Source organism: Paenibacillus sp. Soil522 (assembly GCF_001428245.1).
Lineage (GTDB): Bacteria > Bacillota > Bacilli > Paenibacillales > Paenibacillaceae > Pristimantibacillus.
On sequence record NZ_LMRV01000088.1, the window covers coordinates 66,568 to 90,135 of the forward strand.

25 protein-coding genes and 1 pseudogene are annotated in these 23,568 nt (G+C 48.9%); 7 read left to right on the forward strand and 19 right to left on the reverse strand.

What is annotated here, in order from left to right; translation table 11 throughout:
- Positions 1-22: 22 nt before the first annotated feature.
- The 15 genes from ASG81_RS25740 to ASG81_RS25810 all read right to left on the reverse strand — a co-directional run bounded on the left by ASG81_RS25740 (position 23) and on the right by ASG81_RS25810 (position 16,565).
- Complete coding sequence (locus tag ASG81_RS25740; protein WP_056641282.1) at positions 23-1,786, reverse strand: UbiD family decarboxylase; 1,764 nt, start codon at positions 1,784-1,786, stop codon at positions 23-25.
- Positions 1,786-2,715 (reverse strand): COX15/CtaA family protein, encoded by a 930-nt coding sequence (locus ASG81_RS25745; protein WP_056641286.1) that lies wholly within the window; start codon positions 2,713-2,715, stop codon positions 1,786-1,788. Before ASG81_RS25745 ends, ASG81_RS25740 begins: the two co-directional genes overlap by 1 nt.
- Before the next feature lie 160 nt (positions 2,716-2,875).
- Positions 2,876-3,223: a thioredoxin family protein gene (locus ASG81_RS25750; RefSeq protein ID WP_056641288.1), complete on the reverse strand. Its 348-nt coding sequence runs from the start codon at positions 3,221-3,223 to the stop codon at positions 2,876-2,878.
- Positions 3,224-3,276: 53 nt separating this feature from the next.
- Positions 3,277-4,878, reverse strand: a complete 1,602-nt coding sequence (locus ASG81_RS25755; protein ID WP_056641293.1) for a copper amine oxidase N-terminal domain-containing protein — start codon at positions 4,876-4,878, stop codon at positions 3,277-3,279.
- 194 nt (positions 4,879-5,072) lie between these two features.
- Complete coding sequence (locus ASG81_RS25760; protein WP_056641296.1) at positions 5,073-6,707, reverse strand: putative polysaccharide biosynthesis protein; 1,635 nt, start codon at positions 6,705-6,707, stop codon at positions 5,073-5,075.
- Between the two features lie 20 nt (positions 6,708-6,727).
- Entirely contained in the window at positions 6,728-7,453 is a 726-nt protein-coding gene (locus ASG81_RS25765; RefSeq protein ID WP_056641299.1) for a ThuA domain-containing protein, read from the reverse strand.
- 27 nt (positions 7,454-7,480) lie between these two features.
- On the reverse strand, positions 7,481-7,963 hold the full coding sequence (locus tag ASG81_RS25770; RefSeq protein WP_056641303.1) for a DUF456 domain-containing protein: 483 nt from the start codon (positions 7,961-7,963) through the stop codon (positions 7,481-7,483).
- Positions 7,964-7,970: 7 nt separating this feature from the next.
- On the reverse strand, positions 7,971-8,723 hold the full coding sequence (locus ASG81_RS25775) for a Cof-type HAD-IIB family hydrolase (protein ID WP_056641308.1): 753 nt from the start codon (positions 8,721-8,723) through the stop codon (positions 7,971-7,973).
- A 323-nt stretch (positions 8,724-9,046) separates the two neighbouring features.
- Positions 9,047-9,916 (reverse strand): metal ABC transporter permease, encoded by an 870-nt coding sequence (locus tag ASG81_RS25780; RefSeq protein WP_056641311.1) that lies wholly within the window; start codon positions 9,914-9,916, stop codon positions 9,047-9,049.
- Positions 9,913-10,854 carry a metal ABC transporter permease gene (locus ASG81_RS25785; protein WP_200961614.1) on the reverse strand — a complete coding sequence of 314 codons (942 nt, stop codon included), beginning with the start codon at positions 10,852-10,854 and terminating at the stop codon, positions 9,913-9,915. Before ASG81_RS25785 ends, ASG81_RS25780 begins: the two co-directional genes overlap by 4 nt.
- A 3-nt stretch (positions 10,855-10,857) precedes the next feature.
- Positions 10,858-11,664 (reverse strand): metal ABC transporter ATP-binding protein, encoded by an 807-nt coding sequence (locus ASG81_RS25790; protein ID WP_056641317.1) that lies wholly within the window; start codon positions 11,662-11,664, stop codon positions 10,858-10,860.
- A gap of 30 nt (positions 11,665-11,694) precedes the next feature.
- Positions 11,695-12,645 (reverse strand): metal ABC transporter solute-binding protein, Zn/Mn family, encoded by a 951-nt coding sequence (locus ASG81_RS25795; RefSeq protein ID WP_056641320.1) that lies wholly within the window; start codon positions 12,643-12,645, stop codon positions 11,695-11,697.
- Positions 12,646-12,849: 204 nt separating this feature from the next.
- Positions 12,850-14,904 (reverse strand): peptidoglycan D,D-transpeptidase FtsI family protein, encoded by a 2,055-nt coding sequence (locus ASG81_RS25800; protein ID WP_056641322.1) that lies wholly within the window; start codon positions 14,902-14,904, stop codon positions 12,850-12,852.
- Positions 14,905-14,952: 48 nt separating this feature from the next.
- The gene (locus ASG81_RS25805; protein ID WP_327205191.1) at positions 14,953-16,116 is read right to left on the reverse strand and encodes a transglutaminase domain-containing protein; all 1,164 of its coding nucleotides are present in this window, start codon (positions 16,114-16,116) and stop codon (positions 14,953-14,955) included.
- Positions 16,116-16,565: a hypothetical protein gene (locus ASG81_RS25810; protein WP_056641325.1), complete on the reverse strand. Its 450-nt coding sequence runs from the start codon at positions 16,563-16,565 to the stop codon at positions 16,116-16,118. Before ASG81_RS25810 ends, ASG81_RS25805 begins: the two co-directional genes overlap by 1 nt.
- 161 nt (positions 16,566-16,726) lie before the next feature.
- Between ASG81_RS25810 and ASG81_RS25815 the strand changes: the two genes are divergently transcribed.
- The 3 genes and pseudogenes from ASG81_RS25815 to ASG81_RS25820 all read left to right on the forward strand — a co-directional run bounded on the left by ASG81_RS25815 (position 16,727) and on the right by ASG81_RS25820 (position 18,661).
- Positions 16,727-17,890 carry an MFS transporter gene (locus ASG81_RS25815; protein WP_056641328.1) on the forward strand — a complete coding sequence of 388 codons (1,164 nt, stop codon included), beginning with the start codon at positions 16,727-16,729 and terminating at the stop codon, positions 17,888-17,890.
- Positions 17,891-18,071: 181 nt separating this feature from the next.
- A pseudogene (locus ASG81_RS33230) lies at positions 18,072-18,143 on the forward strand (YjcZ family sporulation protein); the annotation flags it as partial.
- Between the two features lie 146 nt (positions 18,144-18,289).
- On the forward strand, positions 18,290-18,661 hold the full coding sequence (locus ASG81_RS25820; protein ID WP_056641331.1) for a toprim domain-containing protein: 372 nt from the start codon (positions 18,290-18,292) through the stop codon (positions 18,659-18,661).
- Between the two features lie 6 nt (positions 18,662-18,667).
- Here the strand turns inward: ASG81_RS25820 and ASG81_RS25825 are convergent, their stop codons facing one another.
- Both ASG81_RS25825 and cyoE read right to left on the reverse strand, forming a co-directional pair.
- Positions 18,668-19,273, reverse strand: coding sequence for an SCO family protein (locus ASG81_RS25825; RefSeq protein ID WP_056641334.1), 606 nt, complete (start codon positions 19,271-19,273; stop codon positions 18,668-18,670).
- A 24-nt stretch (positions 19,274-19,297) separates the two neighbouring features.
- Entirely contained in the window at positions 19,298-20,176 is an 879-nt protein-coding gene (gene cyoE / locus ASG81_RS25830; protein WP_268795833.1) for a heme o synthase, read from the reverse strand.
- Positions 20,177-20,417: 241 nt separating this feature from the next.
- On the opposite strand from cyoE, the gene ASG81_RS25835 reads away from it, so the two are divergent.
- Together ASG81_RS25835 and gerQ are read left to right on the forward strand one after the other, a co-directional pair.
- On the forward strand, positions 20,418-20,840 hold the full coding sequence (locus tag ASG81_RS25835) for a cell wall hydrolase (RefSeq protein ID WP_056641339.1): 423 nt from the start codon (positions 20,418-20,420) through the stop codon (positions 20,838-20,840).
- Between the two features lie 37 nt (positions 20,841-20,877).
- Positions 20,878-21,462 carry a spore coat protein GerQ gene (gerQ, locus tag ASG81_RS25840; RefSeq protein ID WP_056641343.1) on the forward strand — a complete coding sequence of 195 codons (585 nt, stop codon included), beginning with the start codon at positions 20,878-20,880 and terminating at the stop codon, positions 21,460-21,462.
- On the opposite strand, the gene ASG81_RS25845 is transcribed toward gerQ, so the two are convergent.
- Positions 21,459-21,764, reverse strand: coding sequence for a hypothetical protein (locus ASG81_RS25845; RefSeq protein WP_056641346.1), 306 nt, complete (start codon positions 21,762-21,764; stop codon positions 21,459-21,461). The two genes, gerQ and ASG81_RS25845, sit on opposite strands and share 4 nt — an antisense overlap.
- Before the next feature lie 88 nt (positions 21,765-21,852).
- Between ASG81_RS25845 and ASG81_RS25850 the strand changes: the two genes are divergently transcribed.
- Complete coding sequence (locus tag ASG81_RS25850; protein ID WP_056641349.1) at positions 21,853-22,839, forward strand: metal-dependent hydrolase; 987 nt, start codon at positions 21,853-21,855, stop codon at positions 22,837-22,839.
- Between the two features lie 166 nt (positions 22,840-23,005).
- Here the strand turns inward: ASG81_RS25850 and ASG81_RS25855 are convergent, their stop codons facing one another.
- Positions 23,006-23,230 (reverse strand): alpha/beta-type small acid-soluble spore protein, encoded by a 225-nt coding sequence (locus ASG81_RS25855; protein ID WP_056641352.1) that lies wholly within the window; start codon positions 23,228-23,230, stop codon positions 23,006-23,008.
- A 132-nt stretch (positions 23,231-23,362) separates the two neighbouring features.
- Between ASG81_RS25855 and ASG81_RS31700 the strand changes: the two genes are divergently transcribed.
- Complete coding sequence (locus tag ASG81_RS31700; RefSeq protein ID WP_162255070.1) at positions 23,363-23,539, forward strand: DUF5325 family protein; 177 nt, start codon at positions 23,363-23,365, stop codon at positions 23,537-23,539.
- Positions 23,540-23,568: the final 29 nt, after the last annotated feature.

A 23,568-nucleotide genomic window follows, 5' to 3' on the forward strand; every position in this document is an offset into this window, starting at 1 on the left:
TATTTTTTACCATTCAACAAAATTACAGCTTGTATTCGCTCCAGCGTTTATCAACCAGCTTCACGATATCCTCGCGCGGGAACAATTCATCCGGATAACCAGGCTTCATTCTGGCGTCGATGACGATAGGAAGCTTATAGCCAAAATGATGGCGGCGAATATCAGAATTTGCATAAATATCGTCTGCCGGATTAAATCTTGTAAATACCGTCCATAAAAATGGCGTTTGAGCTGCCGCGATCTCTGCGTCGTCCGCCAGGATAACGAGCGGCCATTCTGTTCCCTTCTCTGTGAGGCGCTCAAGCAGTCGCTGCGCCAGCTTAGGCTCTTCGGCATAAGATGCGCCTGATACGACTAAGCAGCCGCGGCAATAAGGCTGTGCAGCCGTTATTTCATCGATTGCCCCTCCGGTATACGAGCCGGGAAGCTCGCGAACCGGTTCTCCAACCCCAAGCATGACCCCTTTGCTGCCATGGTTTAGCTTGCCGCCCGTGTAATCGAGCGTATCGTGGGACGTATTATCGAAGATAAACAGATCCGTTTCCGGACGGAAACGCTCAAGAACCGTTTCAAGCAGCACCGGGAAGTTTTCGAGCTCGACCGGCTGATTCGTCACGATAAGGAATTTGGTTAACGTTAGCTGGCCCTCGCCCAATATGCGGAATGCGGATGTCAGCGCTTCCCTTGAATAGCTTTCCCTTACGACAGCAGCAGCAAGCGCATGGAAGCCAGTCTCAGCGTAAGTCCATAAATCCTTAACTCCCGGCATAGCCATCGGGAACGCCGGAGAAAGCAGCTTTTGCAGAAACTCACCCATATAATAATCCTCTTGACGGGGCTTGCCTACTACTGTAGCCGGGTATATGGCATCCTTGCGATGCCACATATGGCTGACATTAAAAACCGGGAAATCATGCATAAGCGAGTAATAACCGTAATGATCGCCGAATGGACCCTCCGGCCTTTTGATATGCGGCGGCACATGGCCGCTAAGGACGAATTCCGCTTCCGACGGAATACGATGAGAGCCGTTCGGATCCTTGACCACAGTAAGCTTGCCGCCGATGATAAGCGATGCAAGCAGCAGCTCCGGCAAATGCTCCGGTACAGGGGCAATCGCCGATGCAATGAGAGCCGGAGGCCCGCCGAGAAAAACCGATACCGGCAGCGCTTCATTCCGCTTCTCCGCTTCATGGTAATGAAAGCCGCCGCCTTTATGTATTTGCCAGTGCATCCCCGTCGTACGATCATCAAAGATTTGCATGCGGTACATGCCCAGATTATGCTGCTTCCGGTGCTCAGGGTGCTCCGTATAAACGAGCGGAAGCGTGATGAACGGACCTCCGTCATCCTGCCAGCTCGTGATCGCAGGCAAACCTGCAAGCGGATTTTCTCGTTTGCAGGCCTGAAGAATAGGCGCACCGCTGGAAGGCACTTCCTTCATTCCTACCTTCAGCATGTCCCATATTAAGTTTTTCTCGCCCCAAATCGCCTTAGGCGTTGGCGGCAGAACGCGGTCCATCGCTCCAATGATTTGCTTCATTAGCGCCTCCGGACGCGGGCCGAATGCAAGATCGACTCTACGGCTTGTCCCGAACAGGTTCGTGACGATCGGGAAAGGACTCCCCTTCACGTTCGTGAATAACAAAGCGGGTCCTCCTGCATCGATTACCCGCCGATGAATTTCTGCTACCTCAAGATTAGGATCTACAGGAGCATCTATAATAGCCAAATCATTTTCACGCCTCAGTACGTCCAAAAATTCCCGTAAATTATTAAAGCTCACTATCCTTCACGCCCTTCCCTTAACCGCCACGAACGAACTAAAATATCCATTAATAATCCGAACAAGCCGGTAACAATCAAATTATGCAATAAGTTGGTGAACAAAAACCACTCCGGATTCGTAATCGTTAATGTCAGCAGCGCGCCGCTGAATACTTGAGCAATGACAAGCCCAAGCGTCCATGCCGCCGGCTTCGTTAAACCCCATGCGCCGTAGCTGACTCTGCGAATGTGAACGTACAAGCCTGCCAGGCTGATCGCTAGCAGCAAAGCAGCCGCCCGGTGTATAAATACGGCTCCTGTCGCACCATTAATCTCCGGAACGATCTCTCCGTTGCAAAGCGGCCAGCCTACGCAGCCTCCGCCAGAATCGGTATGCCGGATGAATGCGCCCAAATATACAACAACATAACTATAAACAGATGTTAGAAGCACGCGGGGAAAGATGGAACGCGGTACTTGAAACACCACCGGCGGTCCATTTTTAGCGCGGAACGTCCAGATTACCAGCAGCAATGTAGAAGCGAACGCGATTAATGAAATTCCGAAATGAATCGCCATAATAGGCGGTGATTGGGGCCACATAACGGCTGCTGCTCCCATTAACGCTTGGATAACTGTGAACAGCAATGCCCCAGCGGCATAAAACAAAGGCTCCTTAAAGCCCTGCCTGTCTTTCCTAAACTGCAAAATCATTATTATACAAACAGCCAGAACAAGAAGGCCTTCGGCACCCGTTACAAGCCGATGTGAATATTCAATCAAGGATTCGATCGTATAAGCAGGGACTAATTTCCCATTGCACAACGGCCAATCATCACCGCAGCCGCGGCCTGAATCTGTATTCGTGACTAGTGCCCCGCCGAGCAGTACAAGAAGCATTCCGATGCACGAAGCGATAGCTAACGCGCGAAAACGCCCGGTTACCATAATAAAATCACCTTATTTCGTGTTTTAATAACAGTACAATTATAGCCATAAAATAAGGCAAAAGCCATGTTGAAAATGTGACACTTCCGGGTAGAAGCGCAATAAATAAAAGGAAAGCCCGCGCTAAGGAGGAACCTTTCCCTTAAGCGCGGACTTTCGATTACTTATGGCTCAGCGCATCGCTGACTTGTATGGCCCGGTTTACGAATTCCTCGATTTCCTCGCGCGTCTTGCGCAGCTTGCTCACGAAGCGGATAAGCTCCTGACTGCCGCGGAAGGCGATAAAGCTCGGAATTCCTAATATGTTCAGCTCGGAGCATAGGTCAGGAAGATCATCGCGGTCAATCTCTGCAAAATTGACCTTGCCTTCGTACTGACGCTCCAAATCCGGCATAAACGGGTTAATAAAGTGACAATCCTTGCACCAGGTTGTTTTGAATAAGGCAATAGTGAGCCCTTCGCTTGCAACTGCCTCGCGAAATTCCGCGTCCGTCGTCAATTTTTTCATGCTGCACCCCTAAACATATCGTATTAAATTTTTAACGATTTGTAAGCCTTTGCTTAGACTTCCCGATCAAACGTAAATATTTTCAAATCATCGTCAAGTTTCTCCCAGCCAATCTTTGCTTTTAACGCCGAAGCAAAATTGCGTGCAGGGACGTAGGTTACCCCGTCAATAACGGTTACTGGGAATGACCATTTTACTTTTTTGCCATTAACGAATGCGATATCGCTGCCAAGCTTCACTGTAATTGTCGTTTTCGTCGCATCGTCGAACACCTTTAAGCCTTTTGTTTTCTTATCGTATGTGATCACGCCGCCAAGCTGTTCGACCGTATCGCGGAGCGGAATGATCGTTATGTTGCTGGCAGTCACAATTGCCGGATTATACGATTGGCCTGAATACCAAGTAATATTCTGTTTGCCAATATGCAGCTTATTTTTCAACAGGTCGTAGATCGTTGATTTCTCATCAAACTGCTTCAATACCTGATAGCCTTGCATGCCAAACAATTTATCGGCAGGGATATCCGATTTGGATGCGATCGGCGCTTCCGCCTTGACTTCGCCGTTAACATTCCAAGACTCGCTCTCTACCTTGATCGTCAGTCCTTTAAGCGGCAGTATGCCATACTCCGGAACTTCAGTCGGCACGTAAGAAAGCTCATACGCTTGCTTGCGGATATCAAGCTTGTTGTCCACGTAAACATCCGCTTTAATCGTTAGATCCTTGCTGAATATTTGATCCAGCGTTTCTTTATCCTCTTCCTCAAGCCGCTTCAGCTCTCCTTGCAATTCGGTCAGAAGCAGCGCAAAACCATCCGTCGCTTCCTTCAGCACTTCCTCATATTTAGGAGCGTCAAGTCCGCCTTCCTCTAAAGGATTGACCGTGCCGAAGGCTGCCCATAAGTCCGGGTTGCTTTTGAGAATTTCGAACACGCCTGCTACCATTTGATCCAAGCCTGCACGGTCAGCGATCAGCGCATCGACATATTTTTTTACCCAAGCCCAAATTTCAGTGCCATTCAGGTCGATATGTACTTGCATCAAGGAAGTTGAAGAGCCGTTAATCGCTTCATTGACTGATTTCACCTGAATGCGATCCGGATTCGGCAGGTTTTGGATGACGTATGTGCCGATTGTATCGATCATATCATGGCCCAGCGCCGTTAAAGCTTCTTCATCTATTGCCGGCACTTCTGTTGCTGCTGCTTCAATAGGCATACCCGTCAATCCAAGCAAGCTCTCGCTTGTCAGATCAAGCACGAACGGGTGCTTTGCGCCTTCAAGCTCCATTACCGCAAGCGTATCGGACATTTTGAGCGAAAACTTAATGCTCGTAGTATCTCCCAAAATCAAGCTGCCGTCAAAGGAAACATGCGAGCTATCCTGCATCTTTACGTTATCAAACTGCAATTTCAAGCTTGACACCAGCTTCATAAGCGCGAGATCCTCTTTGGAGAGGCCATCGTATGCCGCTTCATCCAGCAAAAGCTTAAGCTCTACCGATTGTTTGCTTTCACTCGATTCAACCTTAAGAGAGTTTTTTAATACCGTATTGAAATCAAGGTTTGAAATCGACTGACAGCCTGCTACAAAAACGAGCGTAAACACTAGTAAAAGTACGATTAATTTGCTTGGTCTTGCGAAAAATCTTCTCATTCGTACGTCTCCTTTTATTAAGTAATATAGTAGGCCATCTTAACTGACAAACTCTATTTATTGTACAGGAGACTCTCTATTTTGTAAATGTATGGAAAGAAATAGTTTTGTCGAATTTGCTAGCTTTATAGAGGCTAAAAAAAATGACGCAATCCGTTTTAAGGAATGCGTCATTTTTATATACATTCAATCGATTAAACCGCTTTTCTATAGAACGGCTTTAAAACAAGATTCAGTATCTTGCGCAGCGGTCCAGGGAAAGAGCGCACATCCTCCGGCGTTATGACACGAAGCGCCGCCAGCAAAATGAGATAAAGTCCTCCTACTATGACTGAAGTAACTGCAGCAGCCAATAAATAGGACAGCTTTTCAATCCATGCTTCCGTCAAAGCAAGTATTCCATACTCGGCGCCCCAGCCAGCCAGGGCTGGTACAGCGACCGCTACCAAATAGGCCAACCACTTGCCGCCCAGTATATTTAGATTGACTTCTTTATTGATTGTTCTTACATTCAGCATCGTAATAACGACGAAGCAAATCGATGATCCAATGATAAGTCCGTATACGCCAAGCACAGGCGCAAGTGCAAGACTGGACACGATCTTTAGGCCGATTCCGATAAACGTATGGTACATAGGAATCTTTGGCTTGTTTAGTCCGTACAATATCGAATTCGAAATCATCATCGTAATTTGAAAAATGGCTCCAGCCGTAAGCAACGCGACAATATCGCTGCCGCTTGGTTTCATAAATAAAAGGCCCGTTACCGAATAGGAAGCGACCGTAAGCAGCATAGCAACAGGTACGCCGGTAAAGCAAACGATCCGCATCACGAGCGAGGATTGCCGTTGTACTTCTTGCATATTCTTCAAGGAATAGGCCGAAGATATGACCGGTATAATCGATGCTCCGAGCGCGATAGCCAGAATCGGAGGGATGCCGGCAATGCCCATCGCTTTGGTTGTGTACTCAGCGAATACTTTAGTTGCCGTTTCATGACTGTAAAAAGCAGCTGTCAGCCTCATAAAAAGCGTCTGATCGAAAAAATAAACAAACTGCACCGTCATTGCCGTTACGACTGCCGCAATGGAGGTTCTGAATATTTCCCGGTAAATAGTCCGAAATGGCAGGTTCGAGCTTGCCTTAACCGCATTTTCTCTGTCAGCTGCCAAAACTTCTGTACGATCCTGCTTTTTCAGCTTTCGCGCAAACCACATCATGACGGAAAATGCGCCGATGCTTCCGAGTACAGAACCGAAAGCAATTGCCGCAGCGCCGTACTTATCACCCCAGCCTAAGCCTAGCACGATAAGCGCTAGTCCGATTCCGCCGATGATGCGCAATATTTGTTCCATGATTTGCGATATGCCGCCGGCTGACATGATTTGTCTGCCTTGAAAATAACCGCGCATCATCGCAATTATCGGGAACAGCAGAAGCGAAGGAGCTATAGCTTGCAGAGATAAGACAGAATCCGGCACCTTCGAAATGCGTGCATAAGCTGGCGCAAAAACAAACATCGCAAAAGTCAGCAAAAGTCCTGTGACTGCGCCGAACATCAACGCCGCCTGATAGATGCGCTTGGCCTCTTCGGGTCTGCCAAGCGCATAACGCTGCGATATCATTTTGCTAATAGAAAGCGGAATACCGCCCGTAGCGATCGTAAGAAGCAGCAAATAGATGGTATTAGCAGAGTTAACGGACGCCTGCCCTACCGGCCCCAGCATATAGTCGAGCGGAATACGCTGGAACAGCCCGAGAAAGCGAACGACCAGGGCAGCGGCCGTAAGTATAAGCGTACCTTTAATTAATGAGTCTTTTTTCAACATAATGGTATGTCCTAGTCTCCCTATCCTTTATTGCCGATTGGCTCCAGCGGCTGGTGGTTGCCGCGAACCGGCACTGCTGCATTCGATGGCGCTGCCCAGCGGACGCCGTTCTGAATGACCTGAAGCACCTGCGGGTTATAGTAAGTCGGGTATGTCTCATGTCCCGGACGGAAATAAAAGATTTTGCCTTGGCCGCGATTAAACGTGCAGCCGCTGCGAAACACTTCTCCGCCTTCGAACCAGCTTACGAATATAAGCTCGTCCGGCGCCGGGATATCGAAGTGCTCGCCGTACATTTCCTCATGCTCCAGCGTAATGTATTCCGGCAAGCCCGCCGCAATCGGATGCGCCGGGTTAACGACCCATAGCCGCTCCTTCTCGCCTGCTTCGCGCCATTTCAAATCGCAGCCCGTACCCATCAGCTTTTTGAATATTTTCGAGAAATGACCGGAATGAAGCACGATCAGGCCCATGCCCTCCATTACGCGCTGATGAACGCGTTCAACGATGGCATCATCGACCCGCTCATGCCCCATATGTCCCCACCAAATCAGAACGTCCGTATTCGCAAGACGATCGGCCGTAAGTCCATGCTCCGGCTCCTCAAGCGTCGCTGTTGCGACTTCAATATCGCTTCCGGCAATTCCTTTCGCCAAAGCTTGATGGATGCCGTCCGGATATACGTTCTTTACTTCCTCATGGAATTTCTCATGTAAAAACTCGTTCCATACCGTCACTTTAATCACCAGTTATCCACCTCTTCATGCAAATATTTAGAATACAAGCCATAGCACAAACAATACAATCATCGCCAGCTGCAAAATAACTTTCACAACAACGCTGGTAAATAATCCAACGACCGATCCAAGACCGACCTTGAGGGACTTCTCTAAGCTCGTACCAATAATCATTTCACCGATCACAGCGCCGGCAAAGGGACCAATGATAAGACCAAGCACAGGAATGACGAATGGACCAAATATTAGGCCGATCGTACTGCCGATAATCGAGGCTCGCGAGCCGCCGAACCGTTTGACGCCCCAAGCGCTGACAGCATAATCGGCAATAAACAGCACGATAACGATAAGGGTCTGGATGAGCCAAAACCAAACGCCAAACTCGCTAAATGAGAAAAATAATCCATAAACAAAAAATGCTCCATAAATGGCAAGCGCCCCGGGCAGAATCGGGTAAACAGCCCCGGCCATCCCCACAACGAATAACAAAATAACTAATATCCAGCCTAAAATGTCCATACGTTCCTCATCCTTTCAAAACGTATCGTTTGATTACCTCTGCAACTCCATGCTCATCATTCGTATATGTGATGAAATCTGCAGCTTCCTTAACTGCTTCCTGCGCATTTCCCATTGCTACGCCTAGTCCTGCTTCGCGAATGGCTGCAATATCGTTCAGACTGTCGCCTACTGCAACGACTTGCGACATGTCGATATTGAGCAGGCCGCACAGCTCTTGAAGCGCGCTTGCCTTCGATACGCCTTGCGGATTAAGCTCTAAATTCCAAGGCGATGAATTCGTAATCTCAAGCGCTCCCCAGCTTTGCACTTCCGCGAGCAGCTTCTCTCTGATACTGTCATCCTCCGTGTAATAGCCAAATTTCAGCCAATGATGCGCTTCATAATCGTCAGCGGGGCTAATCCACTTTTCTTTATTGAAAATATCTGAGGCCGTATAAGCCCAGAACCAAGGCTCGCCGTGTACGAGAGCAAGCTCATGCAGCCTTTGCACGTAAACGGGGCTTAGATGCGTGCGCTTATGCAGCACATGCGGGCGATGCCATATTTCGCTGCCGTTTACCGTAATCATAGGCGTCTCCAGCTTCAGCTGCTCCGCGAAGGGCAGAGCGCTGCGAAAGCCCCGTCCTGTGGAGAAGCTGACGATGACGCCTGCATCCAGCGCTTTTTGAATCCACTCGGCATTTTCCGCACTAATTTCACTTTGCTCATTCAGCAGCGTCCCATCCATGTCGAGCGCAACCAGTTTGTAATCTCCCATTATTGTGCCTCCTCGTAAATGCCGTCTCATTGTTACCTAACTAGTAAATTATTTTAGCACATTTACGACAGATTCCAAACGAAAGTCGCTTTACAAACTTAGAAGGGCCCGCACATTTCTTATATTAAAAAAAGAGCAGCCTCCGCTTGAACGCGAAAGCATGCTCCCCGGCCTGTACATTTGCTTACTGTGCAATAGTCCTATTCACCTCGGCTGCGGGCGCTCTAAACTGTTAAAGGAAGCTATAAGGCAGAAATAGGACAAAGCAAATGCAGCATCTGCTTCGTCCTATTTTCCCCAGCTTACTTCCTATAAAAAAACGGTTATGCGAGCTTTCTTATCCGAAGCTTTTTGATAATAATGCCATGCGACGGCGAGAATAAAAAAGCGAGAACGAACAATAACAATGCTGCGCAGACCATGCAGCCTGCGATAGAGGCATCAAGCAGGACGGCTGCTCCGTAACCGATAAACGTGCTCGCTATGCCGACTGCAACACTCAGGCCGATCATGAGACCGAGCCTGTCTGTCAGCAAATAAGCGGTGGATGCCGGAATAATCAGCAAGCCTACGACAAGAATAGCTCCCACACTCTCAAAGGAGCTGACCGTTGCCATGGAGACGAGGCCCATCAGTAAATAATGAAAGAGCGCTACCGGAATGCCGATTGCTGCCGCAAGCGCCGGATCAAACGCGCATAGCTTGAATTGCTTGTAAAACAAGCCGATCACTGCCGTAATAATGAACAGCGTTACGCCGAGCAGCCATACCGCCTTCGGTCCCAGGTTTATACCGCCCAGCTCGAATAAATTCCAATGCACATATGCGATTTCACCGTACAAAATCGCATCCTGGTCCAAATGCGCCTGACGCGCATATAAACTAACAAGAACGACCCCGATCGCGAACAGAGAGGTGAACACAACCCCGATCGATGCATCCGATTGAATGCCGCTTTGCTGAAACATTTGAATTAGGAACGTCGTCAGCAAGCCGAATACTAGTGCCGCGAACATCATAAGCAGCGAATCGCGCGAGCCGCTGAGCAGAAACGCAATGACGATTCCCGGCATGACGGAGTGGCTGATCGCATCGCCTATCATCGCCATTTTGCGAAGCACCAGAAATACGCCGAGAATGCCGCAGCAGCTTGCTACGAGCGCTCCCGTAAGCAAAATCCAAAAGTCGCTCATATGGCCGCCTCCTTCTTCGCGCTGCCCTCAATGAGAGGCTCGTTGTCAAGGTTAAAGCGCTGCTTCACTCTCTGGCGCAGCAGCCGCTTGGCGATCAAGCCGCGCTGCGGACCAAATAAGACCGAAATACAGAAGAGCAGCGTTGCAGCCAGTACCGTTACCGGGCCCGTTGGCAAATTGGACACGGACGCGCTTAACCAAGTACCTACCGCACCGCTAAATCCGCCGAACAAGCCTGACAATACAACCATTAATCCAAGCCGGTCCGTCCAATACCTCGCCGATACGGCTGGCGTAATAAGCAGCGCCGCGACTAGCACGACGCCTACCGCTTGTATGCCGGCAACGACAGCCACGACGACCAGGAGCATAAGCAATTGCTCGAGAAAAGCTACCGGATAACCGATGCCTCTTGCAAATCCCGGATCGAAGGAGATGATCTTGAATTGTTTAAACAGCAAGGTGCATACCGTTATAAGCGATACGCATACGATCGTCATTGTAATGACGTCCGAAGCGATCATCGAAGCCGCCTGCCCGAACAAAAATTTATCCAGGCCCGCTTGATTGCCGTAGTCGCCATGCTGAATTAACGTAAGGAGCACAATTCCGAGACCAAAAAATCCCGACAGCACAATGCCCATTGCCGCATCCTGCTTCAGCTTAGAGTTTCGTGTGATATATCCAATACCGAATGTAGCGATAATGCCTGCTGCACCAGCACCGATTAGAAATAGTCCGATTGATTTAACTCCCGTTAACATAAAAGCGATACATATTCCCGGCAGTGCCGCATGAGCCAGCGTGTCGCCCATCAAGCTTTGTTTTCTCAAATAAGAGAAGCATCCAATAACGCCGCTGCTTAAACCAAGCAGCGTACAGCCGAGAAAAATCCACTGCATATTCGGATCAGCCAGCATTGACCATATCGTTTCCATCAATCATTCACCCTTTCCGCCATTTATTGACGGAGATGTATGGCTGCGATCAAGGAAGGCGAGCCTGCCGCCGTAAGTACGCTGCAGCTGCTCCTGCGTAAAGGCTTGCGCCGTAGGGCCGAATGCCTGCAGCTCAACATTAAGCAGCAAGACCGAGTCGAAATAATCCTGTACCGTCGCCAGATCATGGTGGACGACAATCACCGTTTTCCCCTGCAGCTTCAGCTCCTGCAGAAGCGTAATAATCGCCTTCTCCGTCGCGGCGTCAACGCCTGCGAACGGCTCATCCATAAAATACAGCTTAGCGTCCTGCGCCAGCGCGCGGGCTAGAAACACGCGCTGCTGCTGTCCGCCCGACAGCTGGCTAATTTGCCTGTCCGCGAAATCGGCCATCCCAACCTTGTTAAGGCATTCAAGCGCTAACGCCTTGTCCTTGGCGCTGGGACGACGGAACCAGCCCAAATGACCATATCGTCCCATGAGTACAACATCGAGGGCATTCGTCGGAAAATCCCAATCGACCGATTCGCGCTGCGGGACATAGCCGATCATTTTGCGCTGCTGCTTATAAGGCTTCCCGTACACCAGCACTTCTCCGCCTAAGCTCGGTATGAGTCCAAGCGCCGCCTTCATCAGCGTCGATTTCCCGGCGCCATTCGGGCCGATTACGCCGATCAGCTCCCCTTCGGTTACTTCAAAGGATACGTTTCTTAGCACTGGCTTCTTCTGATACGCCACGCTTAATCCCTTAATGGCAAGCGGGGCAATCGTCTTCGCATTCTGCTTCGCTGCTGTATGAGTTTGGCTCATGTTTCATCACTCGCTTTCCTTGCTTCTGTCCTATTTCAACGCTGCCACAATCGTATCTACGTTGTGCTTCACCATTCCGATATAAGTTCCTTCCACCGTTCCCGCATCTCCCATCGCATCGGAGAACAGCTCTCCGCCAATCGTCACTTCATGGCCTAATTTACGCGCGCCTTCAATGACCGACTCAATCGATTTTTTTGGCACGCTGGATTCGATAAAGACCGCTTTAATTTTTTTCTCCACCAAGAAATCACGCAGCTTGCTTACATCCTTCGAGCCGTATTCCGACATCGTATTCATTCCCTGCAGACCCGTAACAGTTAAACCGTATGCCTCGCCAAAATAGCCAAAGGCATCATGCGCTGTTACGAGAATACGGCTTGCTTCAGGGATTAAAGCCATTTGCTCCTTAGCGTAAGCATCAAGCTTTTCGAGCTCTTTTATATACGCCGCTGCATGCTCTTTGTAATAATCAGCATGCGAGGGATCTTTCTCGATCAATGTATCGCGAATGACTTCCGTTGCGGAAATCCAGAGCTTCACATTAAACCAAATATGCGGGTCATGCATGCCTGCACCTTGATCTGGAGCGGCATGCAGCTGCTCTTCGGTCAAATACTTGGATACGGCAACCGTTGGCTTACGCTGCTCCAGCTCCTCGAACATCTCGGCCATCTTGCCCTCCAAGTGCAAGCCGTTATAGAAGACAACGTCTGCATCGTCCAGCTTCTTCACATCGCCTTGCGATGCCTTGTAAAGATGGGGATCGATTCCCGCTCCCATCAAACCGCTTGCCTCGACATACTCGCCGCCTACCTGCTGAACAACGTCCGTGATCATCCCTGTCGTCGCGGTAATGATCAGCTTGCCGTTCCCCGCTTCCTGCCCGCAGGCTGACGTCACTATCGCAGCCACCGCCAAAAAAACAATTGTCATCATGAATCTGTGAAGAGCTGAATTCGTCTTGAACGTTTTACGCATAAATAAAAACCTCCTGCACCCTTATCATTTTTTATATGTTTCATAATTTGCACTTATGAATCATAGTTTGCCTAAAGCCTTTTTTTTAATAATACACAAAAATGTTTCCTCAATGCAACATTTATTTTTAGATGGGCTATTATTGCCAAAAAAAAGGCAGGCCGGAGCATACGCTCCAACCTGCCTTTTTTCATGTAAACCTACTTATTCAATCGTGCCGGACACAGCGCCAGCAGCATTCGCTCCAACTACCGGCTTCTTCTTAGGCATACCGGTCAATCCGACTTCCTCATCGTAAGCATCGAAAATTTGCCGTGCGATAGGCGATGCGCCATAACCCCCGAAGCCGCCATCCGGTACAATAACCGCTACCGCAAGCTTAGGATTCTCTGCAGGAGCATAAGCGATAAAGACGGCATTTTCCGCCCGGCGGGATGCTACGTCCTGCTCGGACGTTCCCGTTTTACGCCTATAGCTGTACTCAAAGCCTTCGAAGCCTTGGGAGCTAACCTTCGACATGCCTTCTTCAATCTCTTTCCAATAAGCTGCCGGAATGTCTACCGTATTCAATATCTCAGGCTTGAAGCTCTGAATGAGATTTCCGCCTGCGTCTTTAATCTCGTTGACGAATTGCGGCTTCAACCGCTTTCCCCGATTTGCTAGCATAGTCGCGTACTGAGCAAGCTGCAGCGTCGTATAACGGCCCTGCTGTCCAAAGGAGGCAAAAATAAGGGCGGACTGGGCACTGCCTCGCTCAGCCTCGCTAAAATACTCGATGACGCCCTTCGATTCATTTGGCAGGCCGCTTCCGGTCAACACGCCAAGACCGAATTGCTTCATATAATCATCCCAAATCTCGACGCTGCTCTTGCCGTTCGTTTCACCGCGCATGTAGAGCTTATTGCCGACCATTGCAGCCATGAAGGGGTTGGATGAATGCTGGATCGCGCCCGCTCCGTCAATGTTCCCGTACACGTGACTTTGAGAATTTTTGATAGGACGCTGATAGCCTTTTTTACCAAAATAAAATACCCCTATATCCTGATAAATGGTTGACAGCGTAAACAATCCCTCATTTAACCCGATAAGAACAGATAACGGCTTCAATGTAGATCCCGGCGGCACGATGGACGAAGGGTGCTTGTCGCGCTCTGCCTTCGTTTCGTACTTGCCGTAAACACTGCGAATCGTTCCGTTCTCAAGTACATTCGAGAAGTTCTCGTAGTCCTCCGCGCTAATGCGGCCGCCTGCCCAAATGTTCGGGTCGTAATCAGGCATGCTTGCCATCGCCACCACTTTACCGGTATCGACTTCCATCGCAACGGCAAAGCCGGTTTTGGCGTATTCCGCCCGCTCGTATCGATTGGATGAGGTTGATATTTTTTTCAATTGATTCATGATGGCTTCTTCTGTTTTCAGCTGCACGTTTTTGTTAATGGTCAGATAAATGTCTGAGCCCTTTTCCGGATTCGTAATTTGCATCGGTCCAATAATACGCTCTGCATTGTTAACGGGATACGTCTTCAAGCCGTTTTTTCCCCGAAGAACATCCTGGTACATATACTCCAGGCCATCCATGCCGACATCCTCTTCCTCCAAATATTGCAGAGTCGGATCCTCTTGGGCGCTTTTTTCCTTGTAGAAATCTACCGTTTCCCGAACGCCCTTATACTTTTTTAAATAGCCCACTAATTGAACGGAAATGGAATCGGCATCATAGTTCCGGACGCTTTCCTCCATGATGTCGATGCCTTTGAACGACGTGCGGTTTTCCATAAAATAAGCGATTTCCCACTTCGTCAAACCGGATTTGATACGCCTTGGGGTTGATATCGTATTCCGTCTGAAATCAAGGTCCATCTGCCGGATGATATCATCCACCGTCATCGCCTTGGCAGGATTTCCGTACTTTGTGAACACCTCTTGCAATTTTGCAGCCATTTCCTTCGCATTCTCTTTCGCATCTTCAAGCTTAAGCTCCGGCTGAATGCTGAAATACAACGATTGGGTCGATGTGGAATATGCGATCGCATAGCCTGTAGAATCGTAAATATTGCCCCTTATCGGCGGAATCTTGACGCTTCGTGTGCTTTTGCCGATGCCTTCCGCGCTAAGTGTCGGTCCCTCTACGAACTGCAAAATGGCTAACCGAACGATCAACACGCTAAACAATGCGAACGTAATAAAGAAAAATAAGTTCAATCGAAACGAAAAATGACGCCGATTTATAATCTCCCGCTTTTGCGGATCGTCCTGCACGCTGAATCACCTCGTATTCTTTAAATAAATCAAACCCATAAATGCTGACTACGCTTCGCGTATATGAGTGTCGTCGAACGCCGGCGGATTAAACCAATCCCCGGCGCTTGCCCATGTGGCATCCAGCGGAATCCAGCCTGCATCCCCCTCGCCGATCCGCACTTCATTCCAAGCATGCGGCCCGAAGCCTCCGCGACCGTCCGCGCCCACTCCGGTTACGACGCGTACCTCAAGGCCTGCCGATCTGGCCATTACGGCATATAAACGAGCTATATCTATACATACGCCTTTCTGCGTATCAAATGTCTCGGGCGGTGTTTGTTCCTTCCAAATGCCCTTCTCCTCATAATTGCGGGCTTTTCCATAGTCGTATGCTATTCTTGTGCCAAGCCAATCATACAGCTTGCGCGCCTTCTCCTCATCCGTTTGCGCATCCTTCGTGACATAAAGGGCCGCCTGCTCAATCTCTGCAGGAATGGCGTAATCGATAATTTCATATTTGCGTTGTAAAATCTGCTGGAACTGCGCTTCAACCGCTTTAGTCAGCACAGGTCCTTGCCCGGCTAAAACGTCTCCCGCCACTGGGCTCAGCCACGAGGCTGCCTTCGTGTAAACCTTTGAATCGGCTATTTTATCGACATACCAGCCATTAGGCATGAGGGACACATAGACGAATAAAATGGCAACGAAAATAAAAGAACGCCCTGCGCCGTGCACAGCCCCGATTAAAGCACCTACCGCACGGCTTGCGCTTCTCTTGCCCCGCAAGCCGGCAGCAGGCTCTTCCCTGCCGCTGCGCAGCATGCCTTCCACCGCATGTTCTATCAGAGGCTCTACCAAAGCCGCCAATGCGCGCAGCAGCAAATAACCGAGCAGAAACAAGACGCCATAGCGCAGCAAAGCGAAATCCCGCAGGCTCGTAAGCAGCGTAAACCAAGCTTGCTCAACGCCGCTAAGCTCACGCTGCGGAATCGTCACGTGGCTTATAAGCCACTTCGCTGCGGCGGGCGATAAAATATTCGTAAGCTGCGCTGCCAGCACCAGACAAACGACAATGACTACACCCTCCCATACAAAAAAGAAAAGACGCCTCGCGGAACCCGACGCGCCTCTCCTCACCCCTTGTACAAGAGAGCCAAGCAGCAACAGAAGAACAATAATGGCAATAGGCTCCGGCTCTCTAAACAGTTGAACCCAGCTAGTCATATGCATTACCCGTTCTGCTTCGCTTGGTCTATGAAGGCTTGTATCGTGCTATCGAGCTCCCACTTGCCGAGCTCCGTCCCGCGGAATGAAATCGCAACCTCATTAGCGCCCGGCTCACCCGTAAGCTCTACATTTTTGGTTTTTACCGTAAAGGTTCCGTCTGCGTTCGTTACAAAAGCAGCGTCCTTCGACTCGCCTACCATCGCGTTAACGGCTTCCTGCTTTACCGTATCCGCAACCTTCGAGCCAATCTCCTTCAGATCGTCCATGCTGTAGCCGCTGTACACAACAATACCAAGTACGATTGCAGCTACGATAGCCCATTTCAAGAAGGTTTTCACGATGCGGACTATTAATAAAAGCACGATAAGTGCAATGACGAGCACCAGCCAATGTTCTTTGAAAAATGCTGTCCAAGTATCAAAATCATAGGTTGAAAAATTCAAAAAATCCAAGAATGATCCCCTCCATTATACCTCGTAAAAAATCCTATTACAAAATATTATAACCTACGGATTATAGGGCGTAAACGTCGCTCTCTTTTTATCCAGACATATCCTGTCCCATATAAACGTACAAGTATATAAGAATGTTATTGGCAAGGAGGAGCAGCCCTGTGAAAACCGCTGTTTGGCTTTATTTATTTTTGTTCGTCGCTTTTTTCGATTTGCATGCGCAGTACCCGATTTTAACTCCCTTCGCAATCTCTTTAGGCGCGGCGCCTTCCTTTATCGGACTCATGATGGGCATGTACTCCATTACGCATTTGCCCGGCAATCTTATCGCGGGCTTCGGCGTTGACCGTTACGGCAGCAGATTGTTTATCGTGTTCAGTCTCATGGCAGCAGGCGTCGTGCTCCTGTTCCAATCGCAAGTGACGAATCCTTGGCAATTGCTCCTGTTGCGCTCTATCAGCGGATTTGTGCTGGCGTTTCTCTCGCCGGCCTGTCTATCCTTGCTTGCCAAAATTACGAGCGACCGAACGGAGCAAGGAAAGCTTATGGCAGGCAATGGTCTCGTTCACACGCTTGCATCCGTCGTATCGCCTGCGGCGGGAGCCTATCTCGTTGCCAAAATCGGTTTTACGACCGCTTTTACATTACTTGGCTGGATTCTTATCGTTACGTCCGTCTGCGCCCTCTTCTTCATTAGGGACATTCGCGAGAAAGCCGCTTTATCGCCGGATGCCGTCCTTCCAGGGGAAAAGAAAGCAAAACCGCCGATTGTGCAGCCCTTACCGATTCCCTGGCTCGTCTATTTGCTGCCGGTTGCGCTGAGCTGCGCGCAGGGGATCTTATCGTTTGAGCTCCCGCTGCTGGCCAAGTCGCAGGAAGCGATGATGACGACCGGCCTCTTGTTCTCCGTAGTCAGCATCGGCGCTCTCGTCACACTGAGCATGCTGTTCTTAAACCGGGTATCTTCCTATCAGCGTACGCTATGGGGCTCGCTTTTCCTTGCGATTGTATACTTCTGCATCGCCTCGGATATACCTGCGCCGCTCACGGTAATGCTGCTGTTAGTCGGGATGGCCAAAGGGGTTATTTTACCGGCGCTGTCCACACTGCTAATTGAGCTTAGCGGCGGAGCACGCTATGGGCGCACTTTTTCCGTCTTATCGGTCGCTTTCTCGATTGGTGCCTTTATCGGTCCAATGGCCGCCGGGCAAGTGCGCGATTACATTTCGCCTTACTACATCGCCTTTATCGGATTAATGATCGCAGTAGCCTTGATGCCGCTGCATTTCTCCCGTTCGCTTTCCTCACGCACAAATTTTTCGTAAGGATAGGTATTTGCACAGGGCTAATCACTCGCCCGTACATAAAATACAATGTGGCAGATGACCATCTGAATCAGCTACCCCTGGCTGACGGTTATCAGGGCTCTTATTTATAGGAAACGGGGTGACTCCATAAATGTCCGTAAAAGTAGAATCTGTAAATAAAGATTGTAGAAGGAACGTTTTCACGAACACTGGCATTATCCTCGTGCTGTTTATATTACTCGTGATCGTAGCGTGCGCTTGCCTATATTAGAATGGATAAACGGCCTGCTCTGAGCAGGCCGTTTATCACATACCGCCATTCAAACCGGGTATCGGTAAAATCGAAAAATGGTGGTAAACTATACGTATCCCGCACGCATGCTTCTATTCTCATTTTACAAATCTGAGGTGACTTCCATGGACATTGCTATTATCGTAGAAGGAAAAAATGATAAATCAAGGTTAAAGCGCGTCCTCCATGAAGATGTTCCGATATACTGCACCTTTGGCACGCCCGGCTCCGAACAGCTGGACAAGCTCCGCAAGCTGGTAGGCCAAAATCAAGCTTACATATTTACCGACAACGACTCCTCCGGTAAACGGATCCGGTTTCTGCTGCGCGACCTATTTCCCGATGCCGAGCATATTTATACGCGAAAGGGCTATTCCGGCGTTGAGCATACCCCTGAGGAATATTTAATCGAGCAATTAGAAAAAGCGGGCCTCGATGCGCATATTCTGTACCCTGCGCAGAGTCCCGCTTCTATTTGGAGCAAAGATGAATTTTAAAGCCACTTAAAGCACCTTATTCAATTCATCGATTATTTTGTCAGCCGTTAAATCTTCAGAGCTGCCATTAATCCATTTCCGGATTTGCCCGTCTTTATCAACAATTGTAATGGCATTCGTATGCATATAAGAGCCGTCCTCACTTTTGACCACGCCTACACCGAAATCTTTAGCAAGCTGAAGTGTTTTCTCCTCATCGCCGCGCAGGAAGCGCCAGCCGCTCAGATCAGCGAAATGACGTTTGGCGAAATCACGAATGACTTCCGGCGTATCGCGTTCCGGATCGAACGTAATCGAGATGAGCTCCGCCTTGGTGCCCAGCTTGCCTTCCGACTCGAGCTGATCCTGTACCTGCGACAGCAAAAAGGTTGTCGGCGGGCATACATCCGGACAATTCGCAAAATAGAAATACACGATGCGGGCCTTTCCGTTCGTCGATTCGAGCGATACCTTCTGCCCTTCAAGATCCGTCAGCTCGAAGGCTGGAGCAGCCTTCTCAACCGGAAGCGTCTGCTTCGGCTGCATACCGTACGTAATAAATAAATAAATACCCATAGCCAGACAAAGCGCCAGCACTGCTATTTTAAAACTATGCTTCCTTACAAAATCCACGCAAGTCACTCCTTAAAGCATACATTATGATCCTGTCGTATTCAGAATCATAACGATGAATACAACCATTAAGTAATTAACCGAGATAAGAAAGTTTGTTTTTGCCCACTTTTCCGTATCCTTGGCGCCTGTTCCGCGCAACGTATGGACAAGCCATACAACTCCGCCCAGAACGGAAATAATTAAAAAATAAATGCCTACATACTCATACGTATAGAACAATATTCCCGTCGGCAGCAGAAGCAGGATGTAAGGAATCATTTGCAGCTTTGTCCGTTTGATCCCCTTCACAACCGGCAGCAAAGGAAAGCCGGCCGCGCGATACTCCTCTACTCTGCGAATCGCAAGCGACCAGAAATGGGCAGGCTGCCATAGGAACAGCAGTGCAAACAAGATCCAAGCTCCTGCATCAACCTCATTCGTTACCGCGCAATATCCGATAACCGGCGGCATTGCCCCTGAGATTCCGCCTACAGATGTGCTCCATGTGGATGTCCGCTTTAACCACATCGTATAAATCACGATGTATACAAACCATCCAAGCAAGCCAAGCCAACCCGCTAAAGGTTTGACAAGCGCAAATAAGATAAAAAGCCCGGCGATTCCTAAAATAATTCCGTAAATAAGTACTGTTCCTGGCTGCATGCGACCGGTAGGTAAAGCGCGATCCTTCGTGCGCTCCATCTTCAAATCTAATTCCCGGTCCCAATAATTATTAATGACGGTGGCCGACGCTATCGTCAGGGTTGAACCGATAAGCACCCATATGAGCAATGGCACGTTAATGTCCCATTTGGAAGCAACCAAGAAACCACCAAGCGCAGCAAACACATTAAGCCGAAGCAGCCGCGGTTTTGTCAATGCAATTAAGTCTTTCAGCACGAAGCGAGCCTCCCGAGTTATGCGACAAGACGCTTATGGGCGTCTATCATCCATTGATGAATCGTTTTTAATCATACCGAAAAAAGGATGCGATGACAACGTTCGACGGTTTTGTTCATCATTTTGCCACGCAAATTGTGACAAATCATTTAGTAACCATTTTGCTGGGCGCCGAGTACAATGACTATGTAGTTTGATGCCTATTTCGATCCGCGCATCAAACCGCCCTATAGTATGCGAAGGGAAGTGAACCGTCAAGTCTATGGCAGTCATTAAAACTAACGCTGAAGATACAAAGATGCTGGCCCGTCTCATGCGCGCAGAAGCCGAAGGCGAGGGTGAGCTCGGAATGCTAATGGTAGGCAACGTGGGCGTAAACCGGGTCCGCAGCAACTGTCTGGATTTCAAAAATATTCGCTCCATTCCGCAAATGGTCAACCAACGGCCAGGCGGCTTCGAAGCAACGATCAAAGGTTACTTTTACCAAGCCGCTCGTGAAAAAGATATTCGATTGGCGAAGCGGATGATCAACGGGGAGCGTCAGCGTCCGGCTTCCAACGCGCTTTGGTTTTTCCGTCCGTCAGGAAATTGCCCCGGTACATGGTGGAACCAGGCGCACAGCGGAAGATATAAGGCGCATTGCTTCTACATTCCAAAGCAAGGCGACTGCCCAACTGTCTATTAATTTCTATTTCTAATGTGTGAAAGTGAGGAAATTCAACATGTCTAACGGTTATGGCTACAAAACTCAGGTAAGTCCGGCAAATGCAGGGCCTTATCATGGCTACGGCTACGGCGGATATGGCAATTATCCGTATCCAATGGGCGGGCAGCAGCCGACTACGCTTCCTGCCGGCATGCAAATGGGGATGCAGCCAACTACGCTTCCTGCCGGCATGCAAGTACAGGCTGCTCAAATGCAACAATTCCCACCAGCTGTACCAAGCGGATCTTTCGTTACCCCTGCAGGCGGTAACATCGTTACCCTTCCAGCTGTGGAGGAATCCTATGTAGAGAACATTTTGCGTTTGAACCGCGGTAAAATGGCTACCTTCTACATGACTTACGAAAACAACCGTGAGTGGAACGCCAAAATTTTCAAAGGAATCATTGAGGCTGCCGGACGCGATCATATTGTTATCAGCGATCCGACGACCGGTATGCGTTACTTACTTTTGACGCTTAATCTCGACTACGTGACATTCGATGAACCAATCGCTTACGAATATCCGTTCAATGGCGGCGTTGTTAGCCCTTCAACTCCAATGGGTACGGCAACAATAGGCACAGCACCTTCCAGCCGTTAACCGTTTATGGTCTCGTCGTTCAGATGTGCCGGCTTGAACGTCCAGACATGCATTTTCGCAGGTCCGCCAACTATCCACTCCGATACTTGGAACCAAGGGGAACGCTCATTGCAGCGTTCTTTCTTTATTTGCTCCGCCTGCTCGCAGGTCGGCGCATTCCATACTTCCACAAACAGGCTGGGCTGATCTGTTCCTTCATATAATTGCACTTCACAGCCTTCTGCAAGCAGCCCGTTCGTATAAGAAAGGTATTGCGCCCGATATTCAGGTGAAATCCGGTATTCCGCAAAACAAATGTACATTTGCCTTCAGTCTCCTTTGGCTTACATTGATAAAGTTCCCCCGCTCCGTCGATACTACACCTAATCATATGATTTAGGAGGATTCGACATGGACACAGGCACACATCTAGTCATGGGCATTGGGCTTGCCGGACTTGCAGCAATCGATCCCGTTGTTGCAGCAGATCCAGCGATTCAAACCGCCGTCCTGCTCGGCACCGTAGCCGGATCGGAAGCGCCCGATTTGGACGGGCTTCTTCGTTTAAAGGGAAATGCGGTTTATATTCGCAACCATCGCGGCATTTCTCATTCCTTGCCCGCTATCGCCATTTGGACGGTGCTGATTACCGGTATTCTCCAATTGATTTACCGCGGCAGCCTGCCGTGGCTGCATATCGGGGGATGGGTGCTGCTCGCCGTCTGCATTCATGTATTCACCGACTTATTTAATACCTACGGCACACAGGCAATGCGGCCCTTTACGGAAAAATGGATATCATGGAATATTATCCATATATTCGATCCGATCATTTTCACGGTGCATATCATTGCTATTTTACTGTGGGCAGGCGGCTTCGTAAATCCTGCATTATTATTTCCGATTATGTACCTGTTTCTAATCATTTACTTTGTATGGCGAACTTTGACAGCCAGAAGCACCCTTCAAAAAATAAAGAAGCTCGATAGTGAGCATCACGAGGGCGATTTCTACATTGCCATCCCGACCATCTCATTAACGATTTGGAACGTAGTCAAGCAGATGAAAAATGGCGGTTTCGTCATCGGCAATCTGCGCAATAATCATCTGCAGTGGCTTGATCGTGTGCAGTGCTCCGATCATCCGGCAGTCGAAAAATCAAAGAATGATCCGGCTATAAGCTCCTTTTTATATTTCACGAGCTTCGCCTGCGCAGATGTCCGCGAGCATAAATGGGGATACGAGGTAAGATGGTGCGACATCCGGTATCGCCATCGCAAGCAATATCCGTTCGTCGGCGTACTGCTAATGAATAAAAATTTTGAAACGGTTGGCTCCTATGTAGGCTGGCTCAGCGATGAGCGCTTAATGAAAAGATTGCGTATGGATACTTATTGATATTGACGCCAGAAAGCCCTTTACCGCACAATAAAAAGGGCTTTCTTTTTTTTGTACAAAATAGAACAGCCCTGTCCATAAGCCATATGTTAAAATAGAGCTTGCAACAGCAAAGAAGCCCAAGGAAAACCTCGGGCTTCCATTCATCAATGAGTATTAGAAACGTTTAACGGGAGCCGCCAGAAAGCTGTTGTTCAGCAATTTGGACTAGCTTTTTTGTAATGTAACCACCAAGGGAGCCTGCATCACGAGTCGAAACATTACCGTAATAGCCATCTTGAGGAATTTGCACGCCTAGCTCTTGTGCTGCCTCAAGTTTCATTTGTTGTAGTGCTTGGTTCGCTTGCGGAACAACCAGTTGACCACTTCTGCTGCTGTTTCTGCCTGCCATAATGTAATTCTCCTTTCGTCCTCTGCACTAAGATGTGTGTTGCAAGCTTGCAAGCTTATTATGTGCACCATTAAGGAATCTATGCTTCGTTCAATAAAAAATATTGACTTTTTGTGAAGGAGAAAAAACACCATGTCTAAACCGCTTTCGTTATTCTTTTCTGTGCTTGCCATCGTATTTATGAGCGCGATGTCTGTCTCCATTAGCTATAGTGGCTGGCTCGTATTATTGTTTGGTTTATTGAGTCTTTTCACTATCGGAGCCGGCTTTATCGTGAAAGCCCGCTTACGTAGAAAAAAACAGGGCTGACGCGAGGCGTCAGCCTTGTAGCTGTTATA